The sequence below is a fragment of the Martinezella sp. CNPSo 3732 genome (assembly GCF_057784515.1).
The window spans coordinates 1-14,706 of sequence record NZ_JBXSOO010000016.1; the positions used below are offsets into that span (position 1 = coordinate 1).

Sequence of the window (14,706 nt, forward strand, 5' to 3'; positions counted from 1 at the left end):
TTTCGACCAGGCTTTTCATTCAACAATCCGTGCCGCTTCTCTTTTGTCAGTCGCGGCGCGGTTCACGCCCAGCGGCTCAATCCTCTTCGTTACTCGATGAAAACAGGTTGCCGAAGAGGAGGGCGGCGGCAACGGCGGCGGTCATCAGCGGCTGCTTGCGCACGAGGCCGAAGACAGCGGCTGCCATCGATTCCATTGCCAATCGACGTTCGCGGGCTCTGCGCTGTTCCTGCTTGTCGATGATTGCCATGATGACGAGGACGATCAGGCCGAGCAAGAGCGCACCTGCCGCTATCAGCAACGCCGAAACCGCAGCGCCGTAGATCGTCGCAAGCCAGATGGCAGCCGCGATCAAGGCGAAAGCATAGGCCGTCAGCAGCAGAAGGACGGCAATCGCAATGAAAATACCGTTGCGCTTGGTCCGCGCAACGGTACGATTGAATGTGCCTGACAGCAGCAGGCCGAGGATCGGAGCGATCATCCCACCACCCTAGCGGCGAGACAGTAGCAGGGCGACGGCAAGGCCGAAGGCTGCAGCCGCGCCGATGGTGGCGACGGGATGCTGGCGTACGGTTCTGCGCACTTCGCGCGAGCCCCTTGCATAGCCGCGCTGCAGATCCTGCAGCAATTCTTCGCCACGGACCGCGAGATCATCAAGTCCCGACTCGGCGCTTGCGCGCCATTTCTTGCCTTGCTTTGCGCCATTCTCGCCGATCAGCTTGGCAAAGGCCGCAACTTCTTCGCGTAGCGACTCGATCTGTTCTTCGATGGTTGCTTCGACATCGTGCAGGCTGCCGCCATTACGCTTGCCGCGCGTCGAATGGAGGAAGGATGTGGCCATGTTCAGCTCCCTTTCGCTTGGGCGCCCCTGGGGCACCTGTTTTCGTGATGATCGGAAATTCTCCGACACACCAGAACACTCCACGCTCGGAACACCGATTCCGATCGCTTCATCTCAACGCGCGGATGCAACAAAAAGTTCCGGATATGGGCAGGTGCGGCGTCAGTCGGCCAGCGCGCTATGGGTGAGAACGAAGGGAACTCCATTGGCGGGAACGCGGTTGACGCGCAGGTTGCAGCCAAAGACATGCTGCAGGTTCTGGTCCGTCAGCACGTCCTTGATCGATCCCGTGGCCTGCAGCTGGCCGTTCTTGAGCAGGACCATCCGGTCGGCAAAAAGCGCGGTCAGGTTGAGATCATGCATAACGGCGATGACGCCGCCGCCACGCCGGCAGAATTGCCGTGCAAGCGTCATGATGGTGAGCTGGTGGCTGATATCGAGGCTGGAAACAGGTTCGTCGAGCAGCAGCCAGCAGGGCTTGCTCTCGATGACAGGCTCGGAAATCTGGCAGAGCACACGGGCGAGCTGGACGCGCTGCTGTTCGCCGCCGGAAAGCTCCTGATAGAAGCGGCCTTCGAAGCCGCCGAGATCGACGGCAGCGAGCGCCTCGGTCGCGGTGCGGTCGGCCTGCTCCGGATGACGGTTGCGCCCGCTTGCAAGGCCCATGCGAACGATCTCGCGGACGGTGAAGGGAAAGGATATAGAGCTCGCCTGCGGCAGGACACCACGCATTTCGGCAAGCTGCCAGGGCACCAGACTGCCGATTTCGGCGCCGTTCATATGCACGGAGCCGCTATAGGTCAGTTCGCCCGACACGGCTTTCATCGTCGTAGTCTTGCCGGAGCCGTTCGGCCCGCAAATGGCAGTCAGCGTTCCAGCCTCGGCCGTGAAGGATATATCCTGCACGACCGGCTTGCCGGCAAGCCGGACGCTCAGATTGGAAACATTAATCATCGCAAGCTCACAGGCTGAGGCGCGAGCGCTGCCTGAGCAGCATCCACAGGAAGAAGGGACCGCCAACACCTGCCGTCAGAATGCCGATCGGCAACTCGGCCGGGGAAACGATGGTGCGGGCAACCACATCGGCAACGACCAGCAACGAGCCGCCGAGCAGTGCCGAAGCCGGCAGCAGGAAACGGTGGTCGGGGCCGATGACCATGCGCAGGATATGCGGGACGACAATGCCGACGAAGCCTATACCGCCGCTGACGGCGACCGATGCACCGACCGCCGCGGCCACGCAGACGATGGCGATATTCTTCAGTCGCTGCACTGATATCCCCATGTGGAAGGCTGCCGCCTCGCCGAGCGTCAGCGCGTTCAGTCCGCGTGCCATGAAGGGAAGGGGCAGAAGCGAAAGGACGATGATCGGGCCGGCACCTGCGACCTTGCTCCAGGTCGAGCCCGCCAGCGATCCCATGCTCCAGAAGGTCAAGTCGCGCAACTGCCGGTCGTCCGCCATGTAGATGAGGATTCCGGTTGCCGCCAGCGCAAGCGAACCGAGCGCGATGCCGGCCAGCAGCATGGTTGCGATCGATGTCTGTCCGTACCGGGTTGCGACCTTATAGAGCAGTATCGTCGTTGCCAGGCCGCCGATGAAGGCGGCGACGGGCAGAGCGAAGATGCCGAGGAGGTGCCCGATAGGAGCAAGCACCCCACCGCCCAGGACGATCATGGCAACGGCGCCGAGGCTGGAACCCGCAGATACGCCGATCAGGCCGGGATCCGCGAGCGGATTGCGGAAGAGGCCCTGCATGACAGCACCCGAAACCGCCAACCCGCCGCCGATCAGGAAGCCGAGGACGGCGCGGGGCAGGCGGATATCGAAAATGACGATGCGGTCACGAATGCTGAGCGTGCTTTCCGCGCTGCCGCTCACCATGTCCGCTATTAGGTCGATGACCGAAGCATTCGACGCGCCTGTCGTGATCGAAAACAGAAAGGCAACGGCCGAAATCACGACGAGGCTGGCGATGACGAGGATCGCAAGTGCGGTGCGATCCCCTTCGTGGCGGCGTGCCGTGGTTTGCGACATTTGCTTCAGCCCGGCCATGGCATCGTTGAATGCCACGTCAGCCTCCGTAGATCGCCGCGTTCAGCTCGCGAATGGCGCTGGCCGTCCGTGGTCCGAAGCCGAGCAGGTGCAGGCCGTCCATGCGCACGACCGCCTTGTGGCTCGCGGCGGGCGTCAGTGAAATGGCTGGCTGCTTCAGGAGGTCCTCGTTCGACATCGACAGCGGCCCTTCGCGATCCATGATCAGGATCACGTCCGGCTTGGCTTCAATGATCGCTTCATCCGTCACCGATTTGTAGCCGGAGAAGCCGCTGATCGCGTTGGTGGCGCCCGTGAGCTTGATAATGCCGTCGGCGGCCGTATCGGTGCCTGAGGCCATGATCTTGCCGTTCTGGTTGCTGAGCACGAAAAGGACGCGCTTGCGCTCGGCCTCCGGACGCTTGGCGGAATCATTGATGGCCGCGTCGAGATCGGCGGCGACCTTGCCTTCCAGGACCTTGGCCTTATCCGGCACGCCGAGCAGCGCGCCGACGACTTCGATCTTTTTCAGAATGCCGTCGCGATCGTAGGTCTGCGGCACGGTCTCAAAGGGCAAGCTGGCATTGCGCAGCACGGCCAAGGCTTCCGGCGGGCCGGAACCTTCCACCGCGATGATGGCTGTGGGATTGACGGCCAGAATGCCTTCCGGCGATAGCGCGCGCATATAGCCTACATCGGGCAGCTTGGTCGCTTCCTTTGGATAAAGGCTGGTGGAATCGCGGGCGATGAGCCGTTTTTCCTCGCCAAGCGCATAGACGATCTCGGTGACATCGCCGCCGATGGAGACGAGGCGCGAGGTATCCAGCGTCTTGGCCGTTTCGGCGGCGTGCGCGTGACGCACGCCGAGCCCGGCGATCGGATTGGCAGGTACGAGCGGCAGGACCATCACCACCATGGTGAGTGCAACCTCCCACGGCCTGATGCGCTTCAAGTTCTTAAACATCGTCATGGACCATCTCTCACGCGGCAACGCTGGTCCCTGATCTCGTCAGGCTCTCCAAGATGGCGCGCCAATCGGGGCGTTCATCGAAGCCTTCTTTCCGCTTGCCGAAGAACTGGATAATCATCTCGCCCTTGGCATTATAGGCTTCGAGCGAGGTGACATGGCCGTCCTTGGTCGGCTTGCGCACGACCCATGTCTCGGCGATGTGATCCAGTCGCAGATGCAGATGGAAGGTCGGATCCATGACATTGATCCAAGGACCCATGGTCTGCACGTTGTAGATCGGGCCGGAATGGATCTGCACGGTGCCTTCGTTGGCGACGAAACACATGATCGGCAGACCCTCGCGCACGCAGGCGTGCATCATCTCTGCGACGGCGCCGGTATCCAGCTTCCACGCATAATCGTCGCCGACGGTGCGGATCGCGTCCTGGCGGCCGATCTTCAGTTTCTTCAGCATGCCGAAGAATTCGTGCGTATCAGTCATGCGGCTCCAATGGTCGCGCAGCTCGTCGCGGCTGACATCGCCGTCCGTCGCGCCATTGTCGTAACCTGAACGATCCTCGGCGAATTCCTGAGACTGGTTTTCGATGCGCAGCTCGGCGACCATGGCGTGATAGGCCTCGACATTCGAATCGGGGCGCAGATGTACCTTGTGGACGGCATCACCGGCCTTGTCGAAGAATTGCAGGCTCAGCCTCTTCTGGTCGCCATCCGTCTTGGTGACGGCAAAGCCATGAACCCAGCGCTTCGGGAAGATGCGCAGGTCGATATTCTCGCCGAGCACGATCGCCGCCTGCGCGCCGAATTTCATGTTTTCATAGATGCCGATCTTCTCATGCACGGCGCTTTCGTTACGCGACAGCGCCATGATCTCGCCGAGCGAGGCGATCCGCCCGAGAAAACGCTCGACGCTGGCGTCGATGCGGGTAGCCGAAATGCCGACTTCGGCCGCGACCAGCGCCGCTTCGGAAATCTCGAGGCGGGCAGCGATGTCGCGCTCGCGCATCTTCGGGTTCTCGGCGCGGAAAGCGCGAATTTCGGCGGGGGTCGGGCGGCTCGTCTTATTCATCTGTCATGCCTATTTGTTGAGTATCAGCTTGCCTTGGCGCGTAATCTTCATGCGGTAGATGACGCCCTCGTGCTTGATCATGATTTCGGTCTGGCCCCGGAAAATATCCGTGCTCTCGACAATTCGTATCTGTGGTGCGGCCATGCATTGCGCCGGCGGCGTAGGGGTCTTCTCAGCAATCATCCTGTTTAGTTTTGCCTGAAATTCATCTGGGGCCGAACCGTTGTGCGGCCAAATTTATCTTGACTCTCTTACTCATGCTTTCATAAACACACAATAGGATACCTATAGAGTCAAGTTTAAAATTTCGACGATACACGCCAAGGCCGCGCTGGTCGGGCGAGCGGCGTCAAACACATACAGGAGACATGCCGATGCTGACGAAAACGATCTTGGCGCTCGCTGCCTCGGGGCTGTTTGCAGCGGCATCTTCTGTTTCTGCTTTCGCTCAGGATGCGAATTCCGCGGCACCCGCATCGGCTGCGCACAAGCTCACCGTCGAGCTCAATGCATTGGCTCCCTCGCAGAAGGGGTGCATGATGACCTTCGTTGCCGAAAACGATATGGCGACACCGATCAACAAGATCTCGTTCGAGCTTGCCTTCTTCAACGACAAGAATGCCGTCGACCGCGTTACCGTGCTTGATTTCCGCGACCTGCCGCTCGGCAAGAAGCGGGTGCGGCAATTCGAGATGCCGGGCGTCAAATGCGAGACCGTGTCACGCATCATCATCAACGACACGCCGGTCTGCGATGGTCCGGCGGCCGGCGAATGCAAGGCCGCTCTAAACACGCGCTCGCAGACATCTGTTCCTTTCGAAGGCTGAAGCCATGGCAATGCGCTCGGTCAAGGTTTCCATGGAACGCCGCGCCAATGGCGGCTTGAATGACAACTATCCGAGCGTGCTGCCGGGCCACGAACTGACCGGCCTCGATGGCGTAGCGCGACCGCCGACTGCGGAAACCGTGGCGCATTACAGCCGTTTCAGCGAGATCAGTTCCTATCCGGATCATCCAAGCGAGGCCGCGCCGGTTGAGACGGCAGAGCACCTGCCGATGGACGCGCAGCCTGAGAGGGCGGGTGAAGCCGTTGCTGGGCGCAAGACGTCGCTGTTTTTCTCTGGCCTGGGATCCTGCCTATTCCATGCCATTATCGTTATTGTGCTGCTGTTTACCTTCGTCGCCACGCCTGAGGAAGCGCAGGAAGAGGCGGGCGATACCGTCAGTGTCATCATGATCGGCAATTCCGATGCCGATCAGATGGCTACGGGCGAGGAAAACCCGCAGACGGAGCCAGAACAGGTGACCGCCGAGGCCGTGCAGCCGCAGACGGTGCAGCCGACCGAAGTCACGCCCGAACAGGCGCAACCGCCGCAACCGGATGTCGTTCAGCCGAAGACAGTAGAGACGCAGCAGGTTCAAACGGCCGAGCCCGTCGAGCCCGTGGAGCAGACCCAGCCCACCGCAGCCGCGCCTGAGCAGCCGCAGATTTTGGCGACGCAGGCGCCGGCCGAGACGACGGTCATCCAGCCCGCCGAACCGGTGCAGCCTGTTGATAGTCAGGTTGCCGAAGCTCAGCCGACAGAACCTTCGCCTGAGGTTGTGACGCCGGTGGAGAAGCCGAAGCCAGTTGAACGGCCGAAGGAAGTGAAGAAGCCGGTCGCAAAAGTCGCTAAGGCAAAGTCAGGTTCACGCGACGAAAATCAGGACAATTCGAAGAGGGGGTCTGCCGACGGCACCGAAACGGCCCAGTCCGATAACAATTCACAGGCAAATGCTCGTCGGACTGGTGCGGGTAGTGCTGCCGTCGCCAATTATCCGGGCAAGGTGCAAGCGCGCATCCGCCGAGCTGTGCGCCTCTCATCCAAGTACGAGCCTGGCATTACTGTGCGTGTCCGCCTCACCATTGGTTCGAGTGGTGATCTGACCTCCCTGTCAATCGCGCGAAGCTCGGGCTTCCCGGAGTTGGATGAAGCCGTTACCAGCGGTATCCGCAGGGCGGCACCGTTCCCGCCCTTGCCTTCGGAATGGGGCAAGCCGAGTTGGTCTTTCACGCAAGAAGTGCAGGTGACGGGACGATAGGTCCCGAGGGTAGTCAGTTAGGTGTAACTAGAGATGCCGTGTGCCGGTTCTGGAAGGGTTAAATACTGGGCATCTGCCAAGCGCTTTAAAATATGATGAAAACTCTCAACTTTATACTTTACTCCAAAATTCATGTTTACTAAGGTCGCCTCACGCTTGGTGGAATCGAGCGTGGAAGAGCAACCAGCAAACGGGTGATGCATGGCGCGTAAGGGGAAGAGGGATTCTGGTCGCGAGAGCCGCGAAGCGCAGACACCGGCGCAGGGTTCCGGAAAATCCACTCTCGACGTGCGCAGCTTCCTTTATGTGGGCGGCCGCGATTGCCAGGTGGCGCATCTTCGCCAGATCGCCAGCAACTTCGGTGCTGAACTGATCCACCACGATGGCGGCCTTCGCGAGGCGGTCTCTCGCATCGACACCGTGCTGCCATCGGTCGACTGCGTGTTCTGCCCGATCGATTGCATCAGCCATGATGCCTGCCTGCGCGTGAAGACGGGCTGCAAGAAGTTCGGCAAGGCCTTCATTCCCTTGCGCAATGGCAGCAAATCCAGCCTCGAGCGGGCGCTGCAGACCATGAAAGAACGAGACGCTTCAAGATGATCGATAACGGCCCTGACGGGTTTATGCTGATCGGCCTGCACAAGCTGGCCGCACAGAACGGTGACGGGCTCGTGCCCGAACTCTATGAATTGCTGATGCGTCGCGCCGAGGAACAACGGCGGGCGGCCAATGTCGCGACATTTCCGGCTTGGAAGACGCGGCTGCCGGGAGAGGCGCCGGAGCAGCCACTCGATGAAGCGAGCCGGAATGGCGCAAATGTCGTTGCCTTTGGGCCTGCCGTAGATAAGACTGTTGCCCATCACAAGAAGGTCTGATCGTCGAACGAGGTTGCCATGTACATTGCCATGAACCGCTTCAAGGTCGTCATCGGTTTGGAGGGCGAATTCGAAGAGGTTTGGCGCGGGCGCGATTCCCGCCTATCGGAGGTGCCGGGTTTTCTCGAGTTCCGTCTCCTGCGCGGAAAATCCAGCGTGGAGGAGGGCTATACGCTGTTTTCCTCGCACACGACCTGGCACAGCGAAGAGGCGTTCATCAACTGGACGAAATCCGAACATTTTCGCATGGCGCATCGCAACGCGGCCGATAACAAGCGGCTCTATTGGGGGCCGCCGCAATTCGAAGGTTTTGCCGTCGTTCCAGGCATTTGAGCCGGGATTAGCGCCGATATAAGCGCCCTTAAGGGCCTAGCGTTACGCCTTTGTCGGACTCGCCCTGAGGAACGCGCCGAGGGCTATCACGACCCAGCCGGCGATCATGCCCATTCCGCCTGTCGGTGCGGCCATCGGAAACAGCGAACTTCCGCCGAAATGCCTGTTGATGAGGTCGCCGGCGAAGATCAGCGTTCCCAATCCCAGCAGGACCGCGGCAATCGGCGCTGTGCGGATGCGTTCATAGCCGGCATAGAGCGCCAAGAGGGCAGGGGCGTGGGCGAGGCTCATGGTGGAGGCCGCGCCGAGGAAATGCGTGTCGCCGCCATGAGTTGCGGCTGCGGCTAGCGCCACACCGCCGCCGCCGAGGACGCCGGCGATAAACAGGGTGGCCGGACGGATTGCTGCGCCGATGGTCATATCTTCCTCATTCCCTGTTCTGCATATGGAAGGCCAGACGCTCGACCGGCTCCCAGATGATGGCGCGCAGTTTTTCGTTCTCTATGGTTTCGTCCATGGCGCGGCGGAAGCACAGCAGCCATTCGTCGCGCTCCTTTCGACCAATGGCGGCGACGAAATGCCGGCTGCGCAGGCGAGGATGGCCCCGCTTCTCTACATAGAGCTGCGGCCCGCCGAGATAGCCGGTCAGATACTCGTAGAATTTTTCCTGCGAGCCTTCGAGACTCGGCGGATGCACGGCACGGCAATTGGCCGCCTCCGGCAGCGTATCCATCAATTCGTAAAAGCGTGATGTCAGCGCCCGCACAGTTCGGTCGCCGCCGATCGCTTCGTAAAGTGTGATGGTTTCTTCGCTCAAGCCCAGACCCCTGTTTGCGATGTCCTAGATGGCAACTCAAGAGCGCTGTCGCAACTGTCCAAGCGGCCGGTGCGGCGTTTCGGCGCTACTATTTTTTGGCAGTCAGCTGGAAAGCATCGCTTTCCCCAGGGATGAGCTCGAGCGGCCACACCGTTTGGCGTGTCTTCCTGGGGTATTCCTGACTATAGGCGGGCATGTTGGAAAGCAGGATTTCCGCCAATTCGACGCCAAGATCGTGCACGGACGTGCGGAAGCAGGTCAGCGCCGGCTGCAGGAATTTGGCGCGCGGCGCCTCGCGGAAGCTGACGACCGCAATATCGCGCCCAGGGATGATGCCGGCTTCCATCACGCGCCGGTAGAAGCCGATCGCCATCAATTCGTAGATGAGGATCACAGCCGTCGGCCCGTTTTCAAGGCCCAGCAACTCGTCGGCAACCTGATAGCGCCTTGCTCGCTCGATTTGGCACGAATGACGAGGGTGGGATCATAGGCGATGCCATGCCGCTCCAGCGCCCGGCGATAGCCATCGACGAAGATGAAGCCGAGATTGATGTCGCTTGAGGGTGCGCTGACCGCGATACGGCGATGTCCATGCGCGACGAGCCGGTCTACGGCGGCATTGGCGACGCCGTCAAAATCGAGGTCGGCCCAGGGGTGCTGCGTGCCTGACAGGCTGCGGCCAAGCGCTGCGAAAGGAATTTTGGCCTTGGCAAGCAGGTCGAAACGCTTGTCGACGCGCTGCGTCTCTGAGATGATCAGCGCATCCACGATCCGTCTCGCCACCATGCGCTTCAGATATTCATAAGGGTCCTCGTCATGCGGGCAGGGGAGCATGATGAGATCGAGCTTGTGGCGTGAGAATACGCTCTGCAGGCCGCCCGTCACGGTCAGGAAGAAATTGTCGCTGTTTTCAACCGTTTCCCGGCTGGACTGGATCATCAGGCCGATGACATTGGTCGTGCCCTGCCGCAGGCTGCGGCCGGATTGATTGGCGACATAACCGAGCTGCTCGGCAGCGGCGAGAACGCGCTTGCGGGTCTCCTCGTTGACATCAGGCTTGCCGTTCAATGCGCGTGATACCGTGCCGATCGAGATATCGAGATGCTCGGCAAGCTGACGAATTCCCTTCATCGGCCGCAGTTTTCCTCCATGCGCCATTTTCCAGAGTCCTCCTCTATTGACACAGGAAAATCTTTTCGCATAGTATCGTAAACGTTTACGGAGCGCGTGTCATGAGGGGTAATGCACGGCCCGCAGGAGGATATCGTGAAATTTAATGCCATTTTGTGCGGGTGCGGAGCTATGTCCAAGGGCTGGCTCAGGGCCATCGCCTCGACGCCGGCGCTTGCCGAATCCATTCAGATCGTCGGTCTGGTCGATCTCAATCGAGCGACCGCGGAAAGCCTTGCGAAAGAATTCTCTCTCGAAGGCGCCGTCATCGGATCCGATCTCGCCGAGGTCATTGCGACGACCAAAGCGGATCTCGTCTTCGATATCGTCATTCCCGCTGCACGCTTTAATGTCGTGTCGACAGCGTTGAAGGCTGGCTGCCATGTCTTGAGCGAAAAGCCGATGGCGACGTCGCTCGCCGAGGGCGCTGCGCTGATCGAGCTAGCCGCTAAAACTGGCAAGGTCCATGCTATCATCCAGAACCGCCGCTTCATCTCCGGCATCCGTCGTCTGCGACGTTTCGTGGAGGAGGGGGCGATCGGCGCGCTTACAGGCGTTCATTGCGATTTCTTCCTCGGTCCGCATTTCGGTGGTTTCCGCGAGGAAATGGACAATGTTCTGCTGCTCGATATGGCGATCCACACCTTCGATGCCGCCCGCTTCGTCTCCGGCAAGGTGCCGCTTTCGGTCTATTGCGTCGAAAAGAATCCGGTAGGCTCCTGGTACAAGCATGGCGCATCGGCGCATGCGCTCTTCGACTTTTCCGATGACGTTGTCTTCAGCTATCGCGGCTCCTGGTGCGCCGAGGGCCGGCGCACGAGCTGGGAGAGTGAATGGCGGCTCACCGGCAGCAAGGGCATGCTGACCTGGGACGGCGAGGACAATTTCGAGGCTGGTGTTGCCGGCAACGAGCCGGGGCTGCTGCATGGTTTCACGCCGATCGAGGTTCCCGGACCGAAGCACGAAGAGGAGACGCACGGCCACGCCAGCGTCATCGCATCCTTCATCGAGGCGATCAAAACCAGTAAGCCGCCCGAGACGGCGAGCTCTGACAATATTCGCAGCCTTGCCATGGTTCTAGGCGCGATCGAGAGCGCCAAGACAGGTCAGCGCGTCGACATTTCAGCACAAGGACAGTGACATTATGACAAATCCGGCAAAGGCCATCCGCATCGGCACGATGATCAGGGCAACGAACGAGGATGCTGCCCAGAACATTGCCAAGATCGCCGATCTGGGCTTCGAGAGCTTCGAGCCCTTCTTCTGGCAGAGCACCAACGGCCAGAACCTTGCGGAACTCGGTAAGCGCTGCCGCGAAGCCATCGGCGATCGCGACATCACCATCTCTACCCTCGGCATGTTCGGCAATCCGCTTGAAGAGCGCGAGATGGACCTGCAGACATTGCAGGGCTGGAAGGATTGCATCGACAACGCCCATTATTTTGGTGCGACTTGCGTTGCCGGCTTCACCGGCCGTATCCGCAACCAACCACTCACCGATAGCCTGCCACGCTACAAGCAGGTCTGGAGCGAGCTTGCCAAGCGGGCCGCCGACAAGGGCATCAAGATTGCCTTCGAAAATTGCGCCATGGACGGCAATTGGGCGACCGGCGATTGGAACATCGCGCATAATCCGGATGCGTGGGAGCTGATGTTCAACGAAACTCCGGACGACAATCTCGGCCTGGAATGGGAGCCGTGCCATCAGATGGTCTATCTGATCGAGCCGCTGCCGCAGATCCGCAAATGGGCGAAAAAGATTTTCCACGTCCACGGCAAGGATGCGACGATCCGTTGGGATGTCATCAAGGAGCACGGCATCTTCGGCAAGGAGAAATTCGTCTTCATGCGCACGCCGGGCTTTGGTGACAGCAACTGGACCGACATCATTTCCGAGCTGCGCTTGGCGGGCTGGTCCGGTTCCATCGATATCGAGGGCTGGCATGACCCGGTTTATCGCGATGCGCTCGAAATGACTGGCCAGGTTCACGGCCTGAACTATCTCAAGGCAAGCCGGGGTGGTGATTTCGTCGAGTAAAGCGCGCATTTGCGAATCTGCATCGATTTAGGAGGCGAGTTGTGCGTTAATGAAGTGCCCGGAGCGTCTGATGTTTCGGGCAGGACGGGTACCCAAACGGAGGAACTGCCGAGCGTCCGCTCCTTGTCCCATGTGACAGGCGGGCGCTTGGTGCAGATAAGAGGAAAACGCCGATGGCAGCGCGGGCCATGTCATCGGACAGATACCGTCACGGTTCGCATGGTGGAGGAGAATATATGAATATTTTTTCGAAGCTGGCGATCACAGCCGGCATGTCGCTTCTGTTGGCTGCCGGTGTAGCGCAAGCCCAGAGCAAGACATTTAACGTCTGGTGGTTCGAACTGCCGGATACTTCGCAGGCCAAGGCATGGACCAAGGCGCTCGAAGAGCTGAAAGCCAAGCATCCCGACGTCACGATCAATTTCGAACAGAAGACGTTCGAGCAATTGCAGAAGGCTGGCAGCCTCATCCTCAATTCGGATCAGGCGCCGGATGTGCTTGAATACAACAAGGGCAATGCCACCGCAGGCCTCGTCGCCTCGCAGGGCCTGCTGACGCCGCTCGACGATCAATTCAAATCGCGCGGCTGGGACAAGATCCTCAATGAAACCAATAGCCAGCTCAGCAAATACGATGGCAACGGCATCTACGGTTCCGGTCCGATTATCGGCATTCCCGTTTATGGCGAATTCGTTTCGGTTTTCTACAACATCGACATGTTCCAGGCTAACGGCGTGAAAGTGCCGACCACGCTGGACGAGTTCGAAGCCGCGCTGGACACTTTCAAGAAGAAGGGCATTACGCCGCTTGCCTATGGTACGGTGGATTCCAACGCGCAGCATCTAGTCTATACGCTTGCACTGACGCAGGCTGACGATACCTGGGTCAAGAACTATCAGGGGCTTAAGGCGCCGCTTGATACCAAACCCTTCCTGTTCGCCGCCCAGAAGATCGCCGATTGGGTAAGCAAAGGCTATATTTCGAAGGATTCGACCGGCTTGAAGGGTACCGGCGGCGCCGACAATCTCTTCTCCTCGGGCACAGCTCCGATGTTCGTCAGCGGCACCTGGAACAACGGTAACTTCGCGAGCTCGATCAAGAACTTCAAGTGGAGCCAGTTCATCTTCCCGACCACGAAGTACAGCGTGGGCTCGACCGGTAACCTGTTCATGGTGCCGAAGAGTGCCAAGAACAAGGATCTCTCCTACGAGTTCATCGATCTCGTCCTGAGCAAGGAAAACCAAAACCTACAGGCAAATCTCGGTGGCGTTGCCATCGCCGCCGATCCGGCCACGGTCACCGACGAAGTCGGCAAGCGCAATGTCGAACTCTTCAACCAGATCTCCAGCAAGGGCGGTCTCGGCTTCTACCCGGACTGGCCGGTGCCCGGCTATTACGAACTGCTGATCCAAGCCACCACCGGCCTGGTCAACGGTTCGACCACGCCTGATCAGTTCGTGGCGCGCCTGAAGAAGGCTTACGACGACGTGCAGGCAGCGCAATAGCACCATCGGCGACAATCACAACGGCAAGACGGCTTTCATGCCGCCTTGCCGTATCGGACTGGAGGATTTCGATGGATAAGTCGAAGAGCGCCGGCAGGGCGGGGTACTATCTCTACATGATCCCGGGCGTGCTGGGGTTTGTTCTTATCGTGCTTGTTCCGCTGATTGCCAATTTCGCGATCAGCTTCACCACGTGGAAGGGCGGCGTCATCCCGCCGCGTTATGTCGGTCTGGAAAACTATGCCAGGCTGCTTCAGGATACCGCTTTTTGGGGCTCCATTCAGCATACGCTTCTGTTCATTATCTCGATGACGATCGTGCCCATTCTTTTGGGCCTCGTGCTGGCGGCCGTGCTGTTCGACTATATCAGTGCGCAATTCGGCGAGACATGGTCGAGCTTCTTTCGCGCAGGCTTCTACCTGCCGCAGATCCTGCCGCTCACTGCCGCCGGCGTGTTGTGGGCATGGATTCTCAACCCAATCGGCATCATCAATGCGGTGCTGAAGGCGATCGGCCTCGATTTCATGGCGAAGAACTGGCTGGGGGATGCAAGCTATGCGCTGTGGGCGGTTTCGGCCGTCATCGTCTGGGTGCAGGTCGGCTATTGCCTGGCCGTCTTCATGTCCGGATTGGCGCGCGTCGATCCCTCGCTCTACGAGGCGGCCGAGCTCGACAATGCGAGCTGGTTCGCGCGTTTTCGCGCCATCACCATTCCGATGCTGATGCCTGAAATCTTTGTCGTCGCACTCACGACGCTGATCGCGGCGCTCAAGGTCTTCGCGCCGATCTATGTTCTGACGTCAGGTGGGCCGGATAATGCGACGACGGTTCCATCCTATCTGTCATACTACCATTTCTTCACGACGAACCGCGTCGGATATGCAGCAGCCATCGCGACGTTGCAGACCGTCATGACCATCATACTCGGCATCCTCTTCCTGCGCATGCAGTCGAAGCAGGCCGAAGGAGGACATTGA

18 protein-coding genes and 1 pseudogene are annotated in these 14,706 nt (G+C 59.8%); 9 read left to right on the forward strand and 10 right to left on the reverse strand.

The window, feature by feature from the left end:
• Positions 1–76: 76 nt before the first annotated feature.
• From AC13RM_RS22520 to hemP, 7 genes are all read right to left on the reverse strand, one after another.
• Positions 77–481: a hypothetical protein gene (locus tag AC13RM_RS22520; RefSeq protein ID WP_488555577.1), complete on the reverse strand. Its 405-nt coding sequence runs from the start codon at positions 479–481 to the stop codon at positions 77–79.
• A 9-nt stretch (positions 482–490) separates the two neighbouring features.
• Positions 491–841 (reverse strand): glycine zipper domain-containing protein, encoded by a 351-nt coding sequence (locus AC13RM_RS22525; RefSeq protein ID WP_285173166.1) that lies wholly within the window; start codon positions 839–841, stop codon positions 491–493.
• Positions 842–1,003: 162 nt separating this feature from the next.
• Positions 1,004–1,795: a heme ABC transporter ATP-binding protein gene (locus AC13RM_RS22530; RefSeq protein ID WP_488555578.1), complete on the reverse strand. Its 792-nt coding sequence runs from the start codon at positions 1,793–1,795 to the stop codon at positions 1,004–1,006.
• Between the two features lie 7 nt (positions 1,796–1,802).
• On the reverse strand, positions 1,803–2,894 hold the full coding sequence (locus tag AC13RM_RS22535; RefSeq protein WP_488555599.1) for a FecCD family ABC transporter permease: 1,092 nt from the start codon (positions 2,892–2,894) through the stop codon (positions 1,803–1,805).
• A 19-nt stretch (positions 2,895–2,913) separates the two neighbouring features.
• Positions 2,914–3,843: a heme/hemin ABC transporter substrate-binding protein gene (locus tag AC13RM_RS22540; protein ID WP_374815503.1), complete on the reverse strand. Its 930-nt coding sequence runs from the start codon at positions 3,841–3,843 to the stop codon at positions 2,914–2,916.
• 10 nt (positions 3,844–3,853) lie between these two features.
• Positions 3,854–4,909 carry a hemin-degrading factor gene (locus tag AC13RM_RS22545; protein WP_374815502.1) on the reverse strand — a complete coding sequence of 352 codons (1,056 nt, stop codon included), beginning with the start codon at positions 4,907–4,909 and terminating at the stop codon, positions 3,854–3,856.
• 9 nt (positions 4,910–4,918) lie between these two features.
• Positions 4,919–5,092, reverse strand: a complete 174-nt coding sequence (gene hemP, locus AC13RM_RS22550; RefSeq protein WP_374815501.1) for a hemin uptake protein HemP — start codon at positions 5,090–5,092, stop codon at positions 4,919–4,921.
• Between the two features lie 191 nt (positions 5,093–5,283).
• Here hemP and AC13RM_RS22555 point away from each other — a divergent pair, with 191 nt between their 5' ends.
• The 5 genes from AC13RM_RS22555 to hmuQ all read left to right on the forward strand — a co-directional run bounded on the left by AC13RM_RS22555 (position 5,284) and on the right by hmuQ (position 8,199).
• A complete protein-coding gene (locus tag AC13RM_RS22555; RefSeq protein ID WP_374815499.1) occupies positions 5,284–5,736 on the forward strand; it encodes a hypothetical protein in 453 nt (150 codons plus the stop codon).
• A 4-nt stretch (positions 5,737–5,740) separates the two neighbouring features.
• Positions 5,741–6,991: a cell envelope integrity TolA family protein gene (locus tag AC13RM_RS22560; RefSeq protein ID WP_374815498.1), complete on the forward strand. Its 1,251-nt coding sequence runs from the start codon at positions 5,741–5,743 to the stop codon at positions 6,989–6,991.
• A gap of 201 nt (positions 6,992–7,192) precedes the next feature.
• Positions 7,193–7,591, forward strand: a complete 399-nt coding sequence (locus AC13RM_RS22565; protein WP_374815497.1) for a DUF2325 domain-containing protein — start codon at positions 7,193–7,195, stop codon at positions 7,589–7,591.
• On the forward strand, positions 7,588–7,866 hold the full coding sequence (locus tag AC13RM_RS22570; RefSeq protein WP_374815495.1) for a hypothetical protein: 279 nt from the start codon (positions 7,588–7,590) through the stop codon (positions 7,864–7,866). The genes AC13RM_RS22565 and AC13RM_RS22570 overlap by 4 nt, the downstream gene beginning before the upstream one ends.
• Before the next feature lie 18 nt (positions 7,867–7,884).
• Positions 7,885–8,199, forward strand: coding sequence for a heme-degrading protein HmuQ (hmuQ, locus tag AC13RM_RS22575; protein WP_069611668.1), 315 nt, complete (start codon positions 7,885–7,887; stop codon positions 8,197–8,199).
• A gap of 42 nt (positions 8,200–8,241) precedes the next feature.
• Here the strand turns inward: hmuQ and AC13RM_RS22580 are convergent, their stop codons facing one another.
• The 3 genes and pseudogenes from AC13RM_RS22580 to AC13RM_RS22590 form a co-directional block, all read right to left on the reverse strand.
• Positions 8,242–8,619, reverse strand: coding sequence for a DUF423 domain-containing protein (locus tag AC13RM_RS22580; RefSeq protein WP_374815493.1), 378 nt, complete (start codon positions 8,617–8,619; stop codon positions 8,242–8,244).
• 7 nt (positions 8,620–8,626) lie between these two features.
• Positions 8,627–9,016, reverse strand: coding sequence for a group II truncated hemoglobin (locus AC13RM_RS22585; RefSeq protein ID WP_374815491.1), 390 nt, complete (start codon positions 9,014–9,016; stop codon positions 8,627–8,629).
• 88 nt (positions 9,017–9,104) lie between these two features.
• Positions 9,105–10,147 (reverse strand): annotated as a pseudogene (locus AC13RM_RS22590) (substrate-binding domain-containing protein).
• Positions 10,148–10,282: 135 nt separating this feature from the next.
• Between AC13RM_RS22590 and AC13RM_RS22595 the strand changes: the two are divergent.
• The 4 genes from AC13RM_RS22595 to AC13RM_RS22610 all read left to right on the forward strand — a co-directional run bounded on the left by AC13RM_RS22595 (position 10,283) and on the right by AC13RM_RS22610 (position 14,706).
• Positions 10,283–11,326 carry a Gfo/Idh/MocA family protein gene (locus AC13RM_RS22595; protein ID WP_374815487.1) on the forward strand — a complete coding sequence of 348 codons (1,044 nt, stop codon included), beginning with the start codon at positions 10,283–10,285 and terminating at the stop codon, positions 11,324–11,326.
• A gap of 4 nt (positions 11,327–11,330) precedes the next feature.
• Positions 11,331–12,224, forward strand: a complete 894-nt coding sequence (locus tag AC13RM_RS22600; RefSeq protein WP_374815485.1) for a sugar phosphate isomerase/epimerase family protein — start codon at positions 11,331–11,333, stop codon at positions 12,222–12,224.
• A 236-nt stretch (positions 12,225–12,460) separates the two neighbouring features.
• Entirely contained in the window at positions 12,461–13,729 is a 1,269-nt protein-coding gene (locus AC13RM_RS22605; protein WP_113230008.1) for an ABC transporter substrate-binding protein, read from the forward strand.
• 71 nt (positions 13,730–13,800) lie between these two features.
• On the forward strand, positions 13,801–14,706 hold the full coding sequence (locus AC13RM_RS22610) for a carbohydrate ABC transporter permease (RefSeq protein ID WP_488555579.1): 906 nt from the start codon (positions 13,801–13,803) through the stop codon (positions 14,704–14,706).